This window comes from Streptomyces daliensis, from assembly GCF_054782395.1.
The window spans coordinates 134,096-151,705 of the sequence record NZ_BAAGSO010000118.1; the positions used below are offsets into that span (position 1 = coordinate 134,096).

Genomic DNA, 17,610 nt, shown 5'->3' on the forward strand with positions numbered 1-17,610 from the left:
GGAGGAGGGAGACGCGATGCGAGTGACACGAGCGAAGCGGGCGGGCCTGCCGTCCCTGACGGCGGCGACGGCGGTGACGGCGCGATGGCGCGGGCGCCGAAGAGAGGGCGCGGCGACGCGCCACAGGAGCGGCGCCCGTACGCCGCACATGCGTGACGCCGCACGACGGCCCGCGCGAGGAGGAGTGCCCGTCGCGCGTGCGCGCCGGATCACCGCGCTGCTGGCGGCCCTGTGCGCCGCCGCGCTCTGCCTGGTCGCCCTGCCACCGGCCCAGGCGCAGCAGCCACCGGGGGCGTCCGACGGGGCGGCGGCAGCGCAGACGCTGACGTGGACAGCGGGCGACAGCATCACCGAGTACACCTCGGCGCCCGCCACGGCCGTGGCGGGCGAGGCCACCCTCGTCTTCGAGAACAGCGCGGCCACGGGCAACACCACGAGCATGCCGCACACCCTGACGTTCACCACGTCGGACCCCGAGTACAACAACGACGTCAACGTCAACATCCTCGCCAACCCCAACGACGCCAACGGCGGCAAGCACCAGACCACCGTGACCCTCACCCCCGGCGTCTACCACTACTACTGCGCCATCCCGGGACACGGCACCATGCAGGGCGAACTCGTTGTCACCGGCGGAGGCGGCGAGGACACCACGGCGCCCGAGGTGGCCGCCGACGTCGCAGGCGAGCAGAACGCCGACGGCGCCTACGTGGGCGCCGCGACCGTGACACTCGACGCCACCGACGACTCCTCCGGCGTCGACAAGGTGGAGTACGCGCTCGACGGCGGCGCCTACACCGCCTACACCGCGCCCGTCGTCGTCAACACCCCGGGCGAGCACACCGTCCGCTACCGCGCCACCGACAAGGCGGGCAACGTCTCGGCCGAGAAGACGGAGACGTTCACCGTCGTCGCGGCGCCCGAGGACACCACCCCGCCCCAGGTGACGGCCAGGGTCGACGGGGAGCGCGACGCGGACGGCGACTACGTCGCCATGGCGACGGTGACCCTGAGCGCGACGGACGCGGACTCGGGCGTCGACGCCGTCGAATACGCCGTCAACGGCGGCGAGTTCACCCCGTACACAGCGCCGTTCATGGTCCACGCCGTCGGCGACCACACCGTCACCTACCGGGCCCGGGACAAGGCGGGCAACTCCTCCGAGGCGAAGGAGACCCGCTTCACCATCGTGGAGGACGGCGGCAACCCGCCGGACCCCGAGTGCCCCGAGCGCGACGACAGGCCGCTGGTCGCCGTCGGCGAGAAGATCACCCAGGTGCCCAACCGCGAGGTGCGGGAAGGGTGCAGGATCAACGAGGTGATCGAGGACGAGCGGGCCTGGCGGACCACCACGGCCTTCCTGCGGCACGTGCGCGAGGTGACCGCGGAGCTGCTGGCGGACGGCTTCGTCGACGAGGCCGAACGGACGAAGATCATCCAGGCCGCCAAGGACTCCGGCATCGGCGACGGCAAGGGCTACGAGAAGATCTTCGACGGCACCCCCGCCTCCTTCAACAACTGGGCACAGGCGGGCGGCGGAGGCTTCGAGCTGGAGAGCGACGGCACGATGACCAGCAGCACCGACGTCGAGGGCATGGGCATGCTCTGGTTCCCGAAGAAGCGCTACGGGGACTTCTCGCTCAAGCTCCAGTTCCTCGACGCGGCCCCGGTCGGCTCCCGCGCCAACAGCGGCGTCTTCGTCCGCTTCCCCGACCCGCGCGACCACCCCGAGGAGCCGCGCCCGGAGTGGGCGGCCATCAAGTACGGACACGAGGTGCAGATCTTCGACGACGAGAACGGCGACCAGTACAAGACCGGTTCCGTCTACGGCTTCGACCTCGTCAACAGGGGAGACGCCCTGGTGACCCCCAAGGGCACCTGGAACGACTACGAGATCCGCGTGGAGGGCCAGCACTACTCGGTCTACCGCAACGGCACCCTGATCAACGAGTTCGACAACACCCCGGGCCAGCTCTTCTCGCCCCCACGCGACGACGACCCGGGCAGCGAAGGCCGCCTGCGCGACGCGGGCTACATCGGCCTCCAGACCCACAGCACGTCGGACGTCGTCTCGTTCCGCGACGTACGGGTCAAGCCGCTGTGAGCGGGAGGAGACGGTGAGCCGGGTGTGAAGGGGGCCCCGCGGGCCCTGCGCTGAGCGGTGGCCCCCGCTCGCAAGCGCGTCATCGTACAGCGCACGCCGGTGTTCCCGGGCTTCACACCCGGGGGCGCCGGCGTGATCGTTCGTTTCCGCTGCGTGACGGTCCGCCGTTTCCTAAGGTCTCCGTATGACTGAGCGCATTGCCGGAAACGCCGAGGCCGAGCCCGCCGGTCAGACGCTCCGTGACCTCGTGGGCGACGCCGTCTGGACGGACCTGGTGGCGGACGCCGTCGAGCGCCGGCACCCGGTCGGCAGCGTCCTGCTGCGGCAGGGCGAGCCCGGCACACATGTGCTGGCCGTGCTCGGCGGGGTGGCCAAGGTCCTGCGGCACGAGCGGAACGGGGACGTCACACTGCTGGCCTTCCGCGGCCCCGGCGAACTGCTCGGAGAGGTGGCGGTGCTGGACGACGGGGTGCGCCTGGCGACGGTGGAGGCGCTGACGGAGTGTTCCGTGGCCGTACTGAGCAAGGCGGAGTTCACCCGCTTCGCCAGCCGGTACGAGCTGTTCCCGGTGCTGGTGCGCTACGCGCTCACGCGGCTGAGGGAGTCCGACGAGGCCAGGGGCGGCGGCGATGTGCTGGCCCGGCTGGCGGCGACGTTGGTGAGGCTGGCGGACATCTCGCGCGACACGGGGCGCCGTTCGGGGGAGCCGTTGGAACTGGCCCTGACCCGCAACGAGCTGGCCCAGTACCTGCGGACGTCCAGGAACACGGTCACCGCGAAACTCGCCGAACTGGAGCCCGGCACGGTCCGTGCCCACCGGATGCGCGTCGTGGTCGAGGACCTGGACGCCCTGCGCCGCACCGCCGCCGCGCTCGCCGACGGGTGAGACCCGCCGCGTGGGCGATGTGACGCCCGTCACTCCTCTTGTGCACAGAGGGGGCACAAGGGGATCCACGCTCCCGGGAAGCTCATGTCAGCCGGTCCGAAGGGCCGCGCACGCACGAGCACGCACGAACACGCACGAGCACGTGCGCGCCGCACGATCCCGTCCGCGAGCTTCCCGGAGGAACCCCGATGTCCGAACCTCTCCCCGCACTGTCCACACCCGCCACAGCGTCCGCGGACCCCGGCCGGTCCCGGGACGGAAGCCGCGCCCTCCCGCCCTACCGCGGCATCGTGGCAGTGGACGCCAAGGACTTCACCGGCTATCCGGCCGTCGAGCACGGCACGATCAGCAGGATCATCCCGCAACTGCTCCAGGAGTCGTTCCGGCGCGCCGGGCTCGGGGAGGTGTGGGACAACCGTCGCTTCCCCAACTCCACCGGCGACGGATATGTCTTCGGCTTTGACCCCGCGGCGATGCCGTTCGTCATCCACCCCTGGACGCACACCCTTCAGCAGGTGCTCACCGAGTTCAATGTGCACTCCACCGGTGCCGTGCGCATCAGGCTGCGGGTGAGCCTGCACATCGGCCCCCTGCCGGACTCGGGGGACGCGTACGGCGGCAACGGCACACCGCGCAACGACACCCACCGGCTGCTCGACTCCCGTCCTGTCAAGGCGATCCTGGCTTCTTCCAGCGAGAACGTCACCCAGGTCGCGGCGATCCTCTCGGACCGCTGCTACCAGGACGTGGTGGCAGGTGGCTACACCGGACGGCACCGGGACTACTTCATCGAGGTGCCCGCGACCGTCGAGGGCAAGCAGTTCGAGCAGCGGGCCTGGCTGTACGTCCCCGTGCCCTCGGGCAGTCTCTACGACCGCCGCATCCTGGGCGAGCACGTCATCGAGGACCAGGAAGCGCCCTCGCGTCAGGACGACGACGGGCAGCGGAGCAACGGCCCGTCACCCGGCTCCGTGACGGTGCACAGGGCGGACCGGGGGATCGTGAACACCGGCTCGGTGGACGGCGGCCAGCACCTCAACAACTTCGACATGCAGGGCGATTACGTGGGCGGGAGCAAGGCCGGGACCGTGCACGGCGGCCAGGGGGACACCGTGCACGGTGACAAGAACGGGGGCGGCCGGTGAGCGTCGACGGGCAAGGGGGACACGGAGGAGCCGGGGAGCCCGGGGAAGGGGCGGACGCGACGCGGCGGCACGCCGGGCCGGACTCCGAGTCCCCGGGAGAGACGCCAGGCGGCCCGTATACCGCACCGGAGGCGGGCGCCCCGGGCGGAGAGCCGGAGAGGGAGGGCTCCGACGAGTTCGACGAGGACCCCGACGAACTCGTCGACTTCCTGAAGGCGCCGCGGGACGGCTCCCCGCCGTACTCGGTGGTCTGGGCCCCGGGCGGCACGGTCAACACCGGCTCCGTACGCGGCGGCCAGCACATGAACAGCCACGGCGCAGCCGGTTCCGCCGGAAAGCGCGTCGAGTCGCACGAGGGGCCGATCCCTCCGGAGGAGATCCTGAGCGCGTGTGCGGGGTTCGCCGAGCCCGCCTGGTTCCCGGGCGCGCTCGACGCCCTGAGGTCGCGCCTGCTCTTCCTCGCCGGAGCCCCCGGTTCTGGCCGCCGCACGGCCGGGCTGAACCTCCTGCACCGCAGGACGAGCAGCATGGCGCTGAGGGCGGTCGACAGTGACGAGGACCTCGCCTACTGGTTCCCCACGGGGAGCGGAACCCGCGGCTATCTGGTGGACGGCCTCCTCTCCGCGCCCGCGCTGAAGGCGGGCGTCGTGGGGGAGCTGCGGCGCCGCCTCCACGACGCGGACGCCTGCATGGTGATCGTCCTGCCGGACACGCCCGGTCTCCTCCGGGATCTGGAGCGGGAACTGCACGTGACACCGATCCGCTGCATCCCGCCTCCGCCGCGCGAGGTCTTCGACGCGCGTCTCGCGGACGCCGTGCCCGATCCCGCGGGGCGGGCCGCCCTGCTGAACCGGCTGGAGCCCGGGCTGCTGGACGAACTGCTGGCCCCCGAGCTGGTACCGGCACAGGTGGCGGAGCTGGTGAACGCCCTGGTGGCCTCGGCCGCGAGCGACGGGGACACGGACGCGGCGGACATCCGGGACCGGCTGAGCTTCCTCGCGGAGGAGGAGGTCCCCGACCTGCTCAAAGAGCTTCTCCACGACGCGGACTGCCTCGCCTTCCTCCTCGCGGCCTGCGTCTTCGAAGGGCTCGACCAGCGGATCGTACGGGAGGAGGCGGAGCGGCTGCTGGCCCTCGCGGACGGCAGGCTCCACGCGGTGCTCCCGCCGCACGGGACCGCGCCAGGGGCCGTGTCCGGAACCGCACCAGGAACCGCGCCCGCCGACGCGGACCGCCCGCCCCGGCCCAACCCGGCCTTCGTCTTCCGGCACTCTCTGCGGAGTCTTCTGCACCAGGTGCGCGCGGAGTGCGACGCCAAGGAGATCCGCTCGGGTCCTGGCTACTCCTACGCGGTCGAACCCGTGCGCTTCACCCGCCACCGGCAGGCGGAGAGCGTGCTGCGGCACGTGTGGCGCGAGTACGGTCAACTGTCAGGGCTGCTCACCGAGTGGCTTGCCGAGGTGAAGCGCGACGGCGAGCTGACGAGGCCGGTGGGCCAGGTCATGGGGATGGCGGCCCGCTGGGGCGGCGGACGCAGCGCGCTCCGGCACATCCGTACGCTCGCCAAGTCCGACCGGGCCACGAGCCGTCACGTCGCCGCGGTCGCGCTGGGAACGGCGGCGCAGGACCCCGTCGTCGCCAGCGAGGTGAAGCACTGGCTCACGGAGTGGAGCTGGGCCATCGGCTGGCAGTTGCGCTGGACGGTCGCCCACACCTGCGGCACCGACTTCGGTGTCTCCCGGCCGGATCTGGCACTGAGGCTGCTGCGCACAGTGGTGCGCGGCAGGGACGACGGCGACGAGTCGAAGGTGGAGCTTGCCGCGCGCCTCGCGCTCGCACAGCTCTTCGCCTCCGGAAACCAGGCCCTCGTCCTCGCCCAAGTGGCCGCGTGGGCCGACAGCGAGGGACCCGAGGCCGGGCTGTCGCTCAGGACGTTCCCGGGACTGCTGGCCTCGGACATGGACTGGTTCTGCGAACAGCTCCTCAGCGAGGGCGAGTTCACGCTGCCGATCGTGGCCCTGGTCCAGCGCGCGCTGAACGACGACGACCTCTTCGAGGCGACCAGCAACACCCTGCTGCACTGGTGCCGTACGGCCGCGGGACACGAGCTTCGCCACGAAGCGGTCGTGACCCTGTTGGCGCTGCTGGCCGAGGACATGCAGCGCGGTGCCTTCCGCCTCTTCGTGAAGATCGACCGAAGCGACGCCCCGGGCCTGGTCGGCGTGCACATCGCGCGCCGGGCACTGGACACCTGGCGGGAACAGCCCCGCACCACCGCGCGATTCAACGGGAGGACGATGTGAACGCGGACAGCCCCGTGCCCGTCTACAGCGAGGCGGCGCACGCACCCTGGCGGGAGATCCTCCGGCACCGCTTCTCCGGGAGGCGGGACCGCGCCCTCGTGCTCAGGGACACGAGTGGCGCCCTCCACGTGCTGGCGGCCCGCCGAGGGGACCGCACCGGAGCGGACGCCGTGCTGGACACGTACGGGGACGGAGCGGCGCTCGCGCGGGAGACGGGCCCCGCGCCCGGTCTGCTGGGCGGTTACGAGGCGGCCTTCCACGTCCTGCTCGGCGAGCACCCCGCCACCCGCGCCGTAGGACTGTGGGGCGCGAACGGCCCTGAGTCCGTCCTGGTGCGGGTGAGGTGGTGGGTGCACGATCCGCGACAGGTCGTGGCGACCCGCACCGCCTACGGGTGGGACGTGGTCTGCAAAGACCTCGACAACTGCCTCCGGGCGCTGGAGAACTCCTATGCCAAGGCAGGGCAGACTCTCGGCGCTGAGGAGGTACAGCGGCATCTCTCCGAGCCACGGCGGCTCGACGGGTACGGGCTCACCTACCGCGTCAGCGAGGTGCGTCCACGGGACGGTGACGGCGAACTGCGGCTCTCCCAAGCGGGCGGTGGAGACGTGCCGTTCGTATGGTCGGCCGCCCGGCGGGAGGAGTACGACTTCTGCCTCCAGGCCGTCCGCAGCGGCCCCTCCTCCCTCGCCGCCATGTGGCTGCTCCGCCACCCCGACCAGGTGGCCGACGTGCTCGACTGGGCCGTCGGCCACCAGAAGCTGCTCCGTGAGGAGACGAACTGGCAGGACGCGATGGCGTCCATGCTGGGCAGCCTGACCGAGCAGGAGAAGCTGGAGATCTCCGAGCTGCTCCGGGACAGGCTCGCGGCGCTGGGGCGCGGGGTGCCCACGGGCGGGGGGAGCGACGGAGCGGCTCCGGGGGGCCCGGGCCTTCCGGCGGACGGGGCGAGGCGCCGACCCGTATGACGCGTGCGGCGGGAGTACGCCGACGGCGACGCACGGCCCGTCCTCCTCGACGGCCCCTGTGCACGCGCCGTCGGCACCGCACCGTCCATGCCCGCCGGGAGAGCGGACCCGACGCGGAGACGGTCGCCGCGATGAACCGCTTCCTCGCCGCGAACGGTGCGGAGATCGCCCGCGCGGACGCCAAGGCCGCGGTGCTGCTCGGTTTCATGGGGGCCGTCCTCGGCGCCTTTCTGACGCTGGACAGGGGCACTGCGTCTTCCCGGGCGCACACCCCTCTGCCGGTGAGCCTGCTGTGGTGGAGCGCGGTGACCGTAGCGCTGCTGGCCATCGTCTGCTTCGTCTGCGCGATCGCGCCCCGGCGGCACGGCGCGCGATCCGTCGAGGGGCCCGGTTACTTCGAGCACATCGCGCCGGAGACGGACAGCGCGTACCTGTGCCGTGCCTTCGCACGCGTGGCCCGGGATCCCACCGGGCCGCTCACCGCGTCCCTGCGGCGTACGAGTGCCATCGTGCGTGCGAAGTACCGCTGGATCGAGAAGGGGACCGCGCTGCTCCTGGTCGCGCTGCCGCAGCTCGTCGCGGTGCTCCGGGCGACGTAGCGCGGGTCCTTCCGGGGCGTCCGCCGCGCGACTGCCCGACGGGCCCTGGCCCACAGCCAGGGCTCCGTGGCACTCCGGGCGGCGCCGGGACAGTCCGGCCTAGCGTCGCCCGGAGCGGGCCAGCCACCGGCCGTCCTGTCGGGTGACCTCGATGGGGCGGCCGAAACACGCGGTCATTTCCTCGCCGGTGAGGACCTCCTCGGCCGGGCCGCGCGCCCGGGTCCTGCCCTCGCGCAGCAGCAGGGCGTGGCTGGTCGTCGGCGGCAGTTCCTCCAGGTGGTGGGTGACGGTCACCGTCGCCAGGGTGGGGCGCTCGGCGGCCAGGCGGCGCAGCGCGTCGATCAGGTCCTCGCGCGAGGGCAGGTCGAGCGCGTTGAACGGCTCGTCGAGCAGCAGCAGCGACGGGTCCGGCATCAGGGCGCGGGCGATGAGGACGCGGGCGCGCTGACCGCCCGAGCACACGCCGAAGGGCCGCTCGGCCAGCTCCTTGCAGTCCAGCTCGGTCAGCAACTCGTCGGCGCGCTGCCGTGTCTCGTCGTCGTACGCCTTCCACAGCGGCTGCACCGTGCCCGTGGCCCCCGTGAGCACCACGGTGTGCGCGCTCGCGTCCTGCGGGACCCGCTGCGAGGTGGAGACGTGGCCGATGTGGGCGCGCAGCTCGCGTACGTCCACCCGGCCGAGCCGGTGCCCGAGCACGGAGACGGTGCCCTCCGTGGGGTGCATGGTGGCGCCGATCAGCTTGAGCAGGGTGGTCTTGCCCGCGCCGTTCGCGCCCAGCAGCGCCCAGTGCTCGCCGGGGCCGACGCTCCAGTCGATGCCGTCGAGGATGACCTGCCCCGTCGTGAAGCGCCGGACGCCGACCCCGTCGAGGGCGACGACCGCCGTGCTCCGCCGAGCCGCCGTGGCCTCGGTGGCTCCGGCGGCCTCGGCGGCTTCAACTGGGGACTGGTCCATGGCTGCCTCCCGTGACGAGCGTGGTGCGGGCCGGTGCGGGGGCCGGGGCGCCCCGCGCGGGTGCGGCCGTCCGCACACGAAGACTAGCTGTACGGTGCAGCGGCCTTGCGCGGAGCCCCCGCCCTCGCCCCCTCGTCGGCTACGCCTCCTCCACCAGAACCACCTCAAGAGTGCGGGGGCCATGCACGCCCTCCACGCGGTCGAGTTCGATGTCACTGGTCGCGGAGGGGCCCGAGATCCAGGTCAGCGGACGTGCCGGGTCGAGCCGCTCCAGTGCCTGCGGCACGGACTCCACGACCTGCTCCGGCACCCGCACCACGCAGATGTGGTGGTCGGGGACGAGCGTGATGCGCCTGCGTCCCTGGTCGGGGCCCGCGTCCAGGACGAGGGTGCCGGTCTCGGCGATGGCGACGGCGCAGCCGGTGACCACGCTGTCCACGGCGTCGAGCGCGACGGGCGTCGCGTCGGCCGCGTCCGCGACCCGTTCGACGTCGTCCGGCAGCCACGCCGCGGGCACCCCGTCGGGCACGACGACGCTGCGCGCGCCGCGCGCCCGCAGCAGCCCCGCGAGGGTCGCGGCCAGCCCGGCGGCGTCGGTGCGGTGGACCAGCGCGCGGTAGTCGGCCAGGTTCTCCGCGAGCAGGCCGGCCGTCTGCGCGGGGGTGCGGGTGGCGTGCGTGCGGTGGTAGTCGCGGGGGACGGCCGCCTGGTCCGGGCGCTCGTCGCGGGGCACGTCCGCCAGCGCGCGGCGTACCCGGTCGAGGACGACGTCACGGCTGCTCACGGCGTGCCCTCCTCGCTGTCCCGCGTGCTCCGGGCCCGGGTGGCGGAACCGGTACGGCCGCTTCCGGCACCCTCGCCGCCTCCGCTTCCGGCACCCTCGCCGCCTCTGCTTCCGGCGCCCCCTCCGCCCCCGCCCCCGCCCCCGCCCCCGGAAGCACCGGTGGAACCCTCCCCGCGCGTGCGCCGCCACCAGTCGCGGAACGGCTCGGCGGGCAGCGCGGGCAGATCACGGGAGTCCGTCCACGCGCTGCCGGGCCCCGGCAGCCGCCGCGGCTCCAGACGGCGCGCCCGCGAGGCCAGCCGCTGCCCCGCGCGCAGCGCCCGCGGCCGGTCCAGCACCCACCGCGCGGCGCGCATGGCCGCACGCTCCGCCGCGTGCCCCTTCGCGGGCTTGACCGTCGTCCGCTGCCCGCGCACCGTCACGGGCCCGCCCTCGACCACCCGGCTGCGCAGATGCACCAGCACCTCGGGAATGTCGATGGCGACGGGACACACCTCGTAGCACGCCCCGCACAGCGAGGAGGCGTACGGCAGCGACGCGTCCAACTCGCTGCCCACGCCCCGCAGTTGAGGCGTCAGGATCGCGCCGATCGGCCCCGGGTAGGGCGAACCGTAGGCGTGGCCTCCCGCGCGCTCGTAGACCGGGCACACGTTCAGACAGGCCGAGCAGCGGATGCAGCGCAGCGCCTGGCGGCCCACCGTGTCGGCGAGCGTGTCGGTGCGGCCGTTGTCCAGCAGCACCAGGTGGAAGGTGCGGGGTCCGTCGCCGTCGGTCGTGCCCGTCCAGGTGGAGGTGTACGGGTTCATCCGCTCGGCGGTCGAGGAGCGGGGCAGCAACTGGAGGAAGACCTCCAGATCCCGCCAGGTGGGCACGATCTTCTCGATGCCCACCACCGAGATCAGCGTCTCGGGCAGCGTCAGGCACATCCGCCCGTTGCCCTCGGACTCCACCACGACGAGGGTGCCGCTCTCGGCGACCATGAAGTTGGCCCCGGAGACGCCGACCTTCGCGCGCAGGAACTTCTCCCGCAGATGCAGCCGCGCCGCCTCCGCGAGCTGGGCGGGTTCGTCGGACAGGCCCTCGGGCGCCGCGCGTCCCCACTCGCCCATCCGACGGCGGAAGATGTCGCGGATCTGGTCGCGGTTGCGGTGGATGGCGGGGACGAGGATGTGCGAGGGCAGATCGTCGCCGAGCTGCACGATCAGCTCGGCCAGGTCCGTCTCGTACGCGCTGATCCCCGCCTCCGCCAGCGCCTCGTTGAGCCCGATCTCCTGAGTGGCCATGGACTTGACCTTGACCACCTCGGTCTCGCCCGTCTCCCGCACGAGCCGGGTGACGATCCGGTTGGCCTCCGCCGCGTCGGCCGCCCAGTGCACCTGGCCGCCTGCGGCGACGACGGCCTCCTCCAGTTGCTCCAGGTAGTGGTCCAGATGCCGCAGCACCCGGTCCTTGACCGCAGCGCCCGCCTGCCTCAGCTGCCCCCAGTCGTTCAGCTCCGTGACGGCGCGCTCGCGCTTGGCGCGGATGGTGTGCGTGGCGTGCCGCAGGTTGCCGCGCAGTTGCTGGTCGCGGGTCGACTTCTCGGCCGCCTTGGGGAAGGACGGCATGCCCAGATACGTACCGCTCACAGCGGGGCCTCCTCGGTGCTGGCCAGGATCTCGGCGAGGTGGACGGAGCGCACCCCGGTGCCGCGCCGGGACAGGGTGCCGCCGATGTGCATCAGGCAGGAGTTGTCCACCGCGCACACGGCGTCCGCGCCGGTCTCCTCGATGTGACGTGCCTTGTCGGTGCCCATCGCGGCGGAGACGGCGGCGTTCTTGACCGCGAAGGTGCCGCCGAAGCCGCAGCACTCCCGCGCGCCTTCCAGCTCCCTCAGCTCCAGCCCCTTCACCGCCTCCAGCAGCTTTCTGGGCCGCTCGCCCAGGCCCAGCATCCGCAGGCCGTGACACGTCGGGTGGTAGGTGACGGTGTGCGGGTAGTAGGCACCCACGTCCGTCACACCCAGCACGTCGACGAGGAACTCCGTCAGCTCGTACGTGCGCGCCACCACATCGGCCGTGCCCTCGGCGTCGACGCGCGGATAGTTGTCCCGCACCATCGCGGCGCAGGACCCGGAGGGGACGACGACGTAGTCGTAGCCACGGAAGACATCGGAGTAGCGCTTCACCAGGGGTGCGGTCTGGCGGCGGTACCCGGTGTTGTACTGCGGCTGGCCGCAGCACGTCTGCTCCTGCGGGAAGTCGACCTCCACGCCCAGGCGCTCCAGCAGGGTGACGACCGCCTGGCCCGTGCGGGGGTAGAGCGTGTCATTGACGCAGGTCACGAAGAGGGCTACCCGCACAGCCCCTCCTTCCGTCGGCCCCGGCCGGCGAGCCGGGCCGCGGCCCGGCCCCACGCTGCCGGAGTTCCATGATCGCCTGATGAGGGTTCATACTGCCGCAGCGGCTGGGTCTTGTGAAGCAGACGTCGGAGGTCTGGCATGTCGCCGTGCAGCACGCCACGGGCCCTGGCCTGGACGAGCACATTGCCGAGCGCCGCCGCCTCCGCCGGTCCCGCCACCACCGGCAGCCCGCAGGCGTCGGCCGTCAGTTGGCACAGCAGCGCGTTGCGCGCCCCGCCGCCGACGATGTGCACCGTGTCGACGTCGCGCCCCGCCAGCTCCCGCGCGTCCTCCAGTGCCCTGCGGTGCGCCAGCGCCAGCGAGTCCAGGACGCACCGCACCGTCTCCCCGTCCGTACGGGGCACGGGATCGCCCAGCTCCCGGCACGCGTCGGCGATCCGCTCCGGCATCCGGCCGGGCGCGATGAACGCGGGATCGCCCGCGTCGACCACCGAGCGCAGCGGGGGAGCGGCGGCGGCCTCGCGCAGCAGCGCGTCCAGGTCGTGGCGCCTGCCGTGCGTCTCCCAGTCGCGCAGGCACTCCTGGAGCAGCCAGAGGCCCATGATGTTGCGCAGATAGCGGACGGTGCCGTCCACGCCCAGCTCGTTGGTGAAGTTGGCGCGGCGGCTCTCCTCCGTCAGCACCGGCGCGTCGAGTTCGAGCCCGGCCAGCGACCAGGTGCCCGTCGCGATGTACGCGAACCGCTCGCCCTTCGCGGGCACCCCGGCCACAGCGGAGGCGGTGTCGTGCGAGCCGACGGCCGTGACAGGGACGGGCCCCGGCAGCCCCGTCTCCTCCAGCACGGCGGGCAGCAGCTCGCCCGCCGGGTCCCCTGGCCCGCGCAGTGGCGGGAACAGGGACAGGGGGATGCCGAGCGCGTCGGCCACGGTGGGGGACCAGTCGCGGGTGCGGGGGTCGATGAGCTGGGTGGTGGAGGCGTTCGTCAGCTCCGTGCCGCGTTCGCCCGTCAGCCAGTACGTCAGCAGGTCGGGGATGAGCAACAGGGCCCCGGCCGCCGCCAGTTGAGCGCTCCCTACGGCCGAGGCGAGCTGGTAGACGGTGTTGAACGGCAGATGCTGGAGCCCCGTGGCCGCGTACAGCTCGGCGGGCGGCAGCACCCGCGCCACCCGCTCGGACACACCCTCGGTGCGCGCGTCGCGGTAGTGGACGGGGTTGCCGAGCAGCGCGCCGTCGGCGTCGAGGAGGCCGTAGTCAACCGCCCACGAGTCGATGCCCACGGATGCCACGGGACCCGCCGCGCGCAGCCCGTCCAGGACACCCGCGTACAGCGCGAGGATGTCCCAGTGCAGGGTGCCGCGCGCGCGGACGGGGCGGTTGGGGAAGCGGTGCGCCTCCCGCAGCTCCAGCGCGTCCGGCGCGACGGTGCCGACCATGACACGCCCGCTGGACGCGCCCAGGTCGACGGCGGCGAACGCGCCGGAACGGGAGCCGGAGCCGGAACGGGAAGGTGTGGCGGCGGCAGCCGCCGCTGGTTTACGGGAAGGTGGCACGGCGGACCTCACGGGAACGGCGGGCGCTGACCGGTGGCCGACGGTCCCCCACAGACCTGTCGGCCACCGGGGTTCGGGACCGGGAGGGGCACGGAGCCCCCAGCGGCTCAGCGGAGGAAGGCGGCTGCCACCCCCGCGTCGACCGGGATGTGCAGCCCGGTGGTGTGCGAGAGATCGCCGCCGGTGAGCACATAGACCGCGTTCGCCACATGCTCGGGCAGCACCTCCCGCTTCAGCAGGGTGCGCTGTGCGTAGAACTCGCCCAGCTTCTCCTCCGGCACCCCGTACACGGCCGCGCGCTGCGCACCCCAGCCGCCGGCGAAGATGCCGGAACCGCGCACGACACCGTCCGGGTTGACCCCGTTGACCCGGATGCCGTGCCCGCCCAGCTCGGCCGCGAGGAGCCGCACCTGGTGTGCCTGATCGGCTTTCGTGGCGCCGTAGGCGATGTTGTCGGGCCCCGCGAACACCCCGTTCTTGGAGGCGATGTAGACGATGTCACCGCCCATGCCCTGCGCCGTCATCACCCGCGCCGCCTCACGCGAGGCCAGGAAGGAGCCGCGCGCCATGATGCCGTGCTGACGGTCCCAGTCCTCGGCCGTGGTCTCCAGCAGCGGCCTGGACAGCGAGATGCCCGCGTTGTTGACGAGCAGGTCCACCCCGCCGAAGGCCAGCACCGCCTCCCGGAACGCGGCGGCGATCTGCTCCTCGCTGGTGACGTCCACCGCGACCGCGACCGCCTTGTCCGCGCCGCCCAGCTCCCCGGCGACCCGCTCGGCGTTCGACGCGTCCCGGTCGGCCACCGCCACGCACGCGCCCTCGGCCACCAGCCGCTCCGCTATGGCCCGCCCGATGCCCGAAGCGGCGCCCGTCACCAGCGCCACCCGGGTGGCCAGCGGCCTGGGCGCGGGCATCCGGCGCAGCTTGGCCTCCTCCAGCTCCCAGTATTCGATGCGGAACTTCTCCGACTCCTCGATCGGCGCGTACGAGGACACCGCCTCGGCGCCCCGCATCACGTTGATCGCGTTGACGTAGAACTCGCCCGCGACCCGCGCCGTCTGCTTTTCCTTGCCGAAGGAGAACATCCCGACCCCGGGCACCAGCACGATCGCCGGGTCGGCGCCGCGCATGGCGGGCGAGTCCTCGTCGGCGTGCCGCTCGTAGTAGGCGCGGTACTCGGCGCGGTACTCCTCGTGCAGCTCCCGCAGCCGCGCGACGGCCTCCTCCAGCGGCGCGTCGGCCGCCAGGTCCAGCACGAGCGGGCGCACCTTGGTGCGCAGGAAGTGGTCGGGGCACGAGGTGCCCAGCGCCGCCAGCCTCGGGTGCTCGCGCCGGGACAGGAAGTCCAGCACCGTGTCGGAGTCCGTGAAGTGCCCGACCTGCGCCCTGTCGGTGGAGGCCAGCCCCCGCACGACGGGGGCGAGCGCCGCCGCCCGCTCCCTGCGCACCGCCTCGGGCAGCGGCTTCCACTCCTCCCTGACGGGCCCGAACGGCTCCGGCCTGCCGCGCTCCGCGAGGAACGCCTCGGCGGTACGGATGATGTGCAGCGAGTTGCGTTCGCACTCCTCGGAGGTGTCACCCCACGCGGTGATGCCGTGCCCGCCCAGCACACAGCCCACGGCCAGCGGGTTGGCCTCCTTCACGGCGGCGATGTCCAGGCCGAGCTGGAAGCCGGGGCGCCGCCAGGGCACCCACACCACCGTGTCGCCGAAGCACTCGGCGGTCAGCTTTTCCCCGTCGGCCGCGCAGGCCAGCGCGATGCCGGAGTCGGGGTGGAGGTGGTCCACGTGCGCGGCGTCGACGAGCCCGTGCATGGCCGTGTCGATGGACGGCGCGGCGCCTCCCCTGCCGTGCAGGCAGAAGTCGAAGGCGGCGACCATCTCGTCCTCGCGCTCCACGCCCGGATACACCCCGGGCAGCGCGCGCAGCCGGTCGAGGCGCAGGGCCGCGAGCCCGCCGGCGGTGAGGGTGCCCAGGTCGCCGCCCGAGCCCTTGACCCACATCAGCTCGATGTCCGAGCCGGTGACCGGGTCGGTCGCGGTGCCCTTGGCGGAGGTGTTGCCGCCCGCGTAGTTGGTGTTGCGCGGGTCGGCGCCCAGCCGGTGCGAGCGCTCCAGCAGGGCTTCGGTCTGCGGGTTCCGGTCTGCCATGGTGTCCCCTACGCTCCCCAGCCGGCCTGCCGGCCGCCCTTGCGCTCTTCGGTGATCTTCCGCGCCCAGCCGGAGCGCGCGTACGCGCCCATCGGGTCCGGGTCCAGGCCCATCTCCTCGCGGACCACGGCGAGCAGTGGCCGCACATCGGTGTGGAACGCGTCCATGAGGGCGCCGTTCGCGGCGAGCACGTCGCCCGAGTGCTGCGCCGCCGCCAGCGCCTCGCCGTCGACGAGGAGGGCCTTGGCCGTGGCCTCCTGGACGTTCATCACCGAGCGGATGATGGCGGGGATCTTCGGCTCGATGTTGTGGCACTGGTCGAGCATGAAGGCGATGTCGGAGCCCGGTCCGTGACCCCCGCCGCGCACGACCTCGTACATGATGCGGAAGAGCTGGAAGGGGTCGGCGGCGCCCGCCATCAGGTCGTCGTCGGCGTAGAAGCGGGAGTTGAAGTCAAAGCCGCCGAGCTTCCCCTCGCGCAGCAGCGTCGCGACGATGAACTCGATGTTGGTGCCCGGCGCGTGGTGCCCGGTGTCCACGACGACCTGGGCCTTCTCGCCCAGCTTGAGGCAGTGCGCGTAGGCGGTGCCCCAGTCGGGCACGTCGGTCGAGTAGAAGGACGGCTCGAAGAGCTTGTACTCCAGCAGCATCCGCTGGCCCTCGCCCAGCCGCTCGTACACCGCGCCCAGCGCCTCGGCGAGCCGGTCCTGACGGGAGCGGATGTCGTCCTGGCCCGGGTAGTTGGTGCCGTCGGCGAACCACAGCTTCAGATCGCGGGAGCCGGTCGCGTCCATGATGTCGACGCACTCCAGCAGATGGCCGAGCGCCTTGCGGCGGACGGCGGCGTCGGGGTGGGCCACGGAGCCGAGCTTGTAGTCGTCGTCCTGGAACACGTTCGCGTTGACGGCGCCCAGCGTGAGCCCGCGCTCCTTGGCGTGGGCCGCCAGCGCGGCGTAGTCGTCCACCTTGTCCCAGGGGATGTGCAGGGCCACCACGGGGGCGACCCCGGTGTGCTCCTGCACGCGCGCCGCGTCGTCGAGCTTCTCCTCGGGAGTACGGGGCACACCGGGCTGTGCGAACACCTTGAATCGGGTACCGGAGTTGCCGTACGCCCACGAAGGGGTCTCGATCCGCTGGGACTTCAGCGCGGCCTTCACGGCCGACAGGGCTGGCTCTGACATGCGTCTCCTCGGTGCGCGCTGCGGCGTTGGCTGGGGACTCCATGAACCATGAAACGTTTCAAGAAAGCTAGTTGTGCAGGTGACCGCCGTCAAGAGGGTGTGCGGCGCGGGCTGTTGTGCTGCCCGCGCCGCGTCCCGCCCGGGTCAGGTGCCCGTCAGGTGGCGGTCAGATCCCGGTCAAGTGCCGGTCAGTCGCCCGTGGTGAACCTGTGGCTGCCGGAGCCCGCGGCGAAGACCGCGCAGCCGTCCTCCACGCGGAGGAACCTGGCCGTCTCCTGGACCACGTCGGACTCCTTCGCCGCGGGCACCCACACCCGCGCCGTCGTGTTGACCGGGATGCTCACCGTCAGCGTGAAGCGGCCCCCCTCGCCGTGCCTCCAGTGCGTGGCGACGGGGCCGTAGAGCGAGTCGAACCTGCCGTCGGCCGTGCGCACCTCGCCGCCGGGGCGCAGGCGGACGGTGATCTCGCGGAAGCCGGGCTCGCCGGGCTCGCCGGGCGCGATGCCCGCGATGTTGCGGTACATCCACTCTGTATTGAGCACGAGCACTGTTGGCAGTGGGCGGCGGAGACGGGGTCAAGGCTGGAGGCGCGTTATAGGCAAGGGGGGCAAGGGGGAAGCCAGCCGGAGCCGTGTGGTCGCCCAC

At 72.7% G+C, this 17,610-nt stretch carries 14 protein-coding genes; 6 read left to right on the plus strand and 8 right to left on the minus strand.

All coding sequences use genetic code 11. The features are described 5' to 3' along the window. The first annotated feature begins 148 nt into the window (after positions 1-148). The 6 genes from ACYVOO_RS32180 to ACYVOO_RS32205 all read left to right on the plus strand — a co-directional run bounded on the left by ACYVOO_RS32180 (position 149) and on the right by ACYVOO_RS32205 (position 8,005). Positions 149-2,104 carry an OmpL47-type beta-barrel domain-containing protein gene (locus ACYVOO_RS32180; RefSeq protein WP_461019467.1) on the plus strand — a complete coding sequence of 652 codons (1,956 nt, stop codon included), beginning with the start codon at positions 149-151 and terminating at the stop codon, positions 2,102-2,104. Positions 2,105-2,288: 184 nt separating this feature from the next. Continuing rightward, the gene (locus ACYVOO_RS32185; RefSeq protein ID WP_461019242.1) at positions 2,289-2,990 is read left to right on the plus strand and encodes a Crp/Fnr family transcriptional regulator; all 702 of its coding nucleotides are present in this window, start codon (positions 2,289-2,291) and stop codon (positions 2,988-2,990) included. 188 nt (positions 2,991-3,178) lie between these two features. Then, a complete protein-coding gene (locus ACYVOO_RS32190; RefSeq protein WP_461019243.1) occupies positions 3,179-4,135 on the plus strand; it encodes a hypothetical protein in 957 nt (318 codons plus the stop codon). Continuing rightward, positions 4,132-6,438, plus strand: coding sequence for a hypothetical protein (locus tag ACYVOO_RS32195; protein WP_461019244.1), 2,307 nt, complete (start codon positions 4,132-4,134; stop codon positions 6,436-6,438). The genes ACYVOO_RS32190 and ACYVOO_RS32195 overlap by 4 nt, the downstream gene beginning before the upstream one ends. Then, positions 6,435-7,406 carry a hypothetical protein gene (locus ACYVOO_RS32200; RefSeq protein WP_461019245.1) on the plus strand — a complete coding sequence of 324 codons (972 nt, stop codon included), beginning with the start codon at positions 6,435-6,437 and terminating at the stop codon, positions 7,404-7,406. Before ACYVOO_RS32195 ends, ACYVOO_RS32200 begins: the two co-directional genes overlap by 4 nt. Before the next feature lie 131 nt (positions 7,407-7,537). Further along, positions 7,538-8,005, plus strand: a complete 468-nt coding sequence (locus ACYVOO_RS32205) for a Pycsar system effector family protein (RefSeq protein ID WP_461019246.1) — start codon at positions 7,538-7,540, stop codon at positions 8,003-8,005. A gap of 99 nt (positions 8,006-8,104) precedes the next feature. Here the strand turns inward: ACYVOO_RS32205 and ACYVOO_RS32210 are convergent, their stop codons facing one another. From ACYVOO_RS32210 to ACYVOO_RS32245, 8 genes are all read right to left on the minus strand, one after another. Beyond that, complete coding sequence (locus tag ACYVOO_RS32210; protein ID WP_461019247.1) at positions 8,105-8,959, minus strand: ABC transporter ATP-binding protein; 855 nt, start codon at positions 8,957-8,959, stop codon at positions 8,105-8,107. Positions 8,960-9,098: 139 nt separating this feature from the next. Next, on the minus strand, positions 9,099-9,743 hold the full coding sequence (locus ACYVOO_RS32215) for a LutC/YkgG family protein (RefSeq protein ID WP_461019248.1): 645 nt from the start codon (positions 9,741-9,743) through the stop codon (positions 9,099-9,101). Beyond that, positions 9,740-11,371, minus strand: coding sequence for a lactate utilization protein B (locus ACYVOO_RS32220; protein WP_461019249.1), 1,632 nt, complete (start codon positions 11,369-11,371; stop codon positions 9,740-9,742). Before ACYVOO_RS32220 ends, ACYVOO_RS32215 begins: the two co-directional genes overlap by 4 nt. Then, positions 11,368-12,084 carry a (Fe-S)-binding protein gene (locus ACYVOO_RS32225; RefSeq protein ID WP_461019250.1) on the minus strand — a complete coding sequence of 239 codons (717 nt, stop codon included), beginning with the start codon at positions 12,082-12,084 and terminating at the stop codon, positions 11,368-11,370. The genes ACYVOO_RS32220 and ACYVOO_RS32225 overlap by 4 nt, the downstream gene beginning before the upstream one ends. Beyond that, on the minus strand, positions 12,075-13,517 hold the full coding sequence (locus tag ACYVOO_RS32230; RefSeq protein WP_461019468.1) for a rhamnulokinase: 1,443 nt from the start codon (positions 13,515-13,517) through the stop codon (positions 12,075-12,077). The genes ACYVOO_RS32225 and ACYVOO_RS32230 overlap by 10 nt, the downstream gene beginning before the upstream one ends. A 224-nt stretch (positions 13,518-13,741) precedes the next feature. Next, positions 13,742-15,784: a bifunctional aldolase/short-chain dehydrogenase gene (locus ACYVOO_RS32235; protein WP_461019251.1), complete on the minus strand. Its 2,043-nt coding sequence runs from the start codon at positions 15,782-15,784 to the stop codon at positions 13,742-13,744. Positions 15,785-15,792: 8 nt separating this feature from the next. Beyond that, entirely contained in the window at positions 15,793-16,965 is a 1,173-nt protein-coding gene (gene rhaI / locus ACYVOO_RS32240) for an L-rhamnose isomerase (protein WP_461019252.1), read from the minus strand. A gap of 188 nt (positions 16,966-17,153) precedes the next feature. Beyond that, the gene (locus tag ACYVOO_RS32245; protein ID WP_461019253.1) at positions 17,154-17,489 is read right to left on the minus strand and encodes an alpha-L-rhamnosidase C-terminal domain-containing protein; all 336 of its coding nucleotides are present in this window, start codon (positions 17,487-17,489) and stop codon (positions 17,154-17,156) included. Between the last annotated feature and the right edge of the window lie 121 nt (positions 17,490-17,610).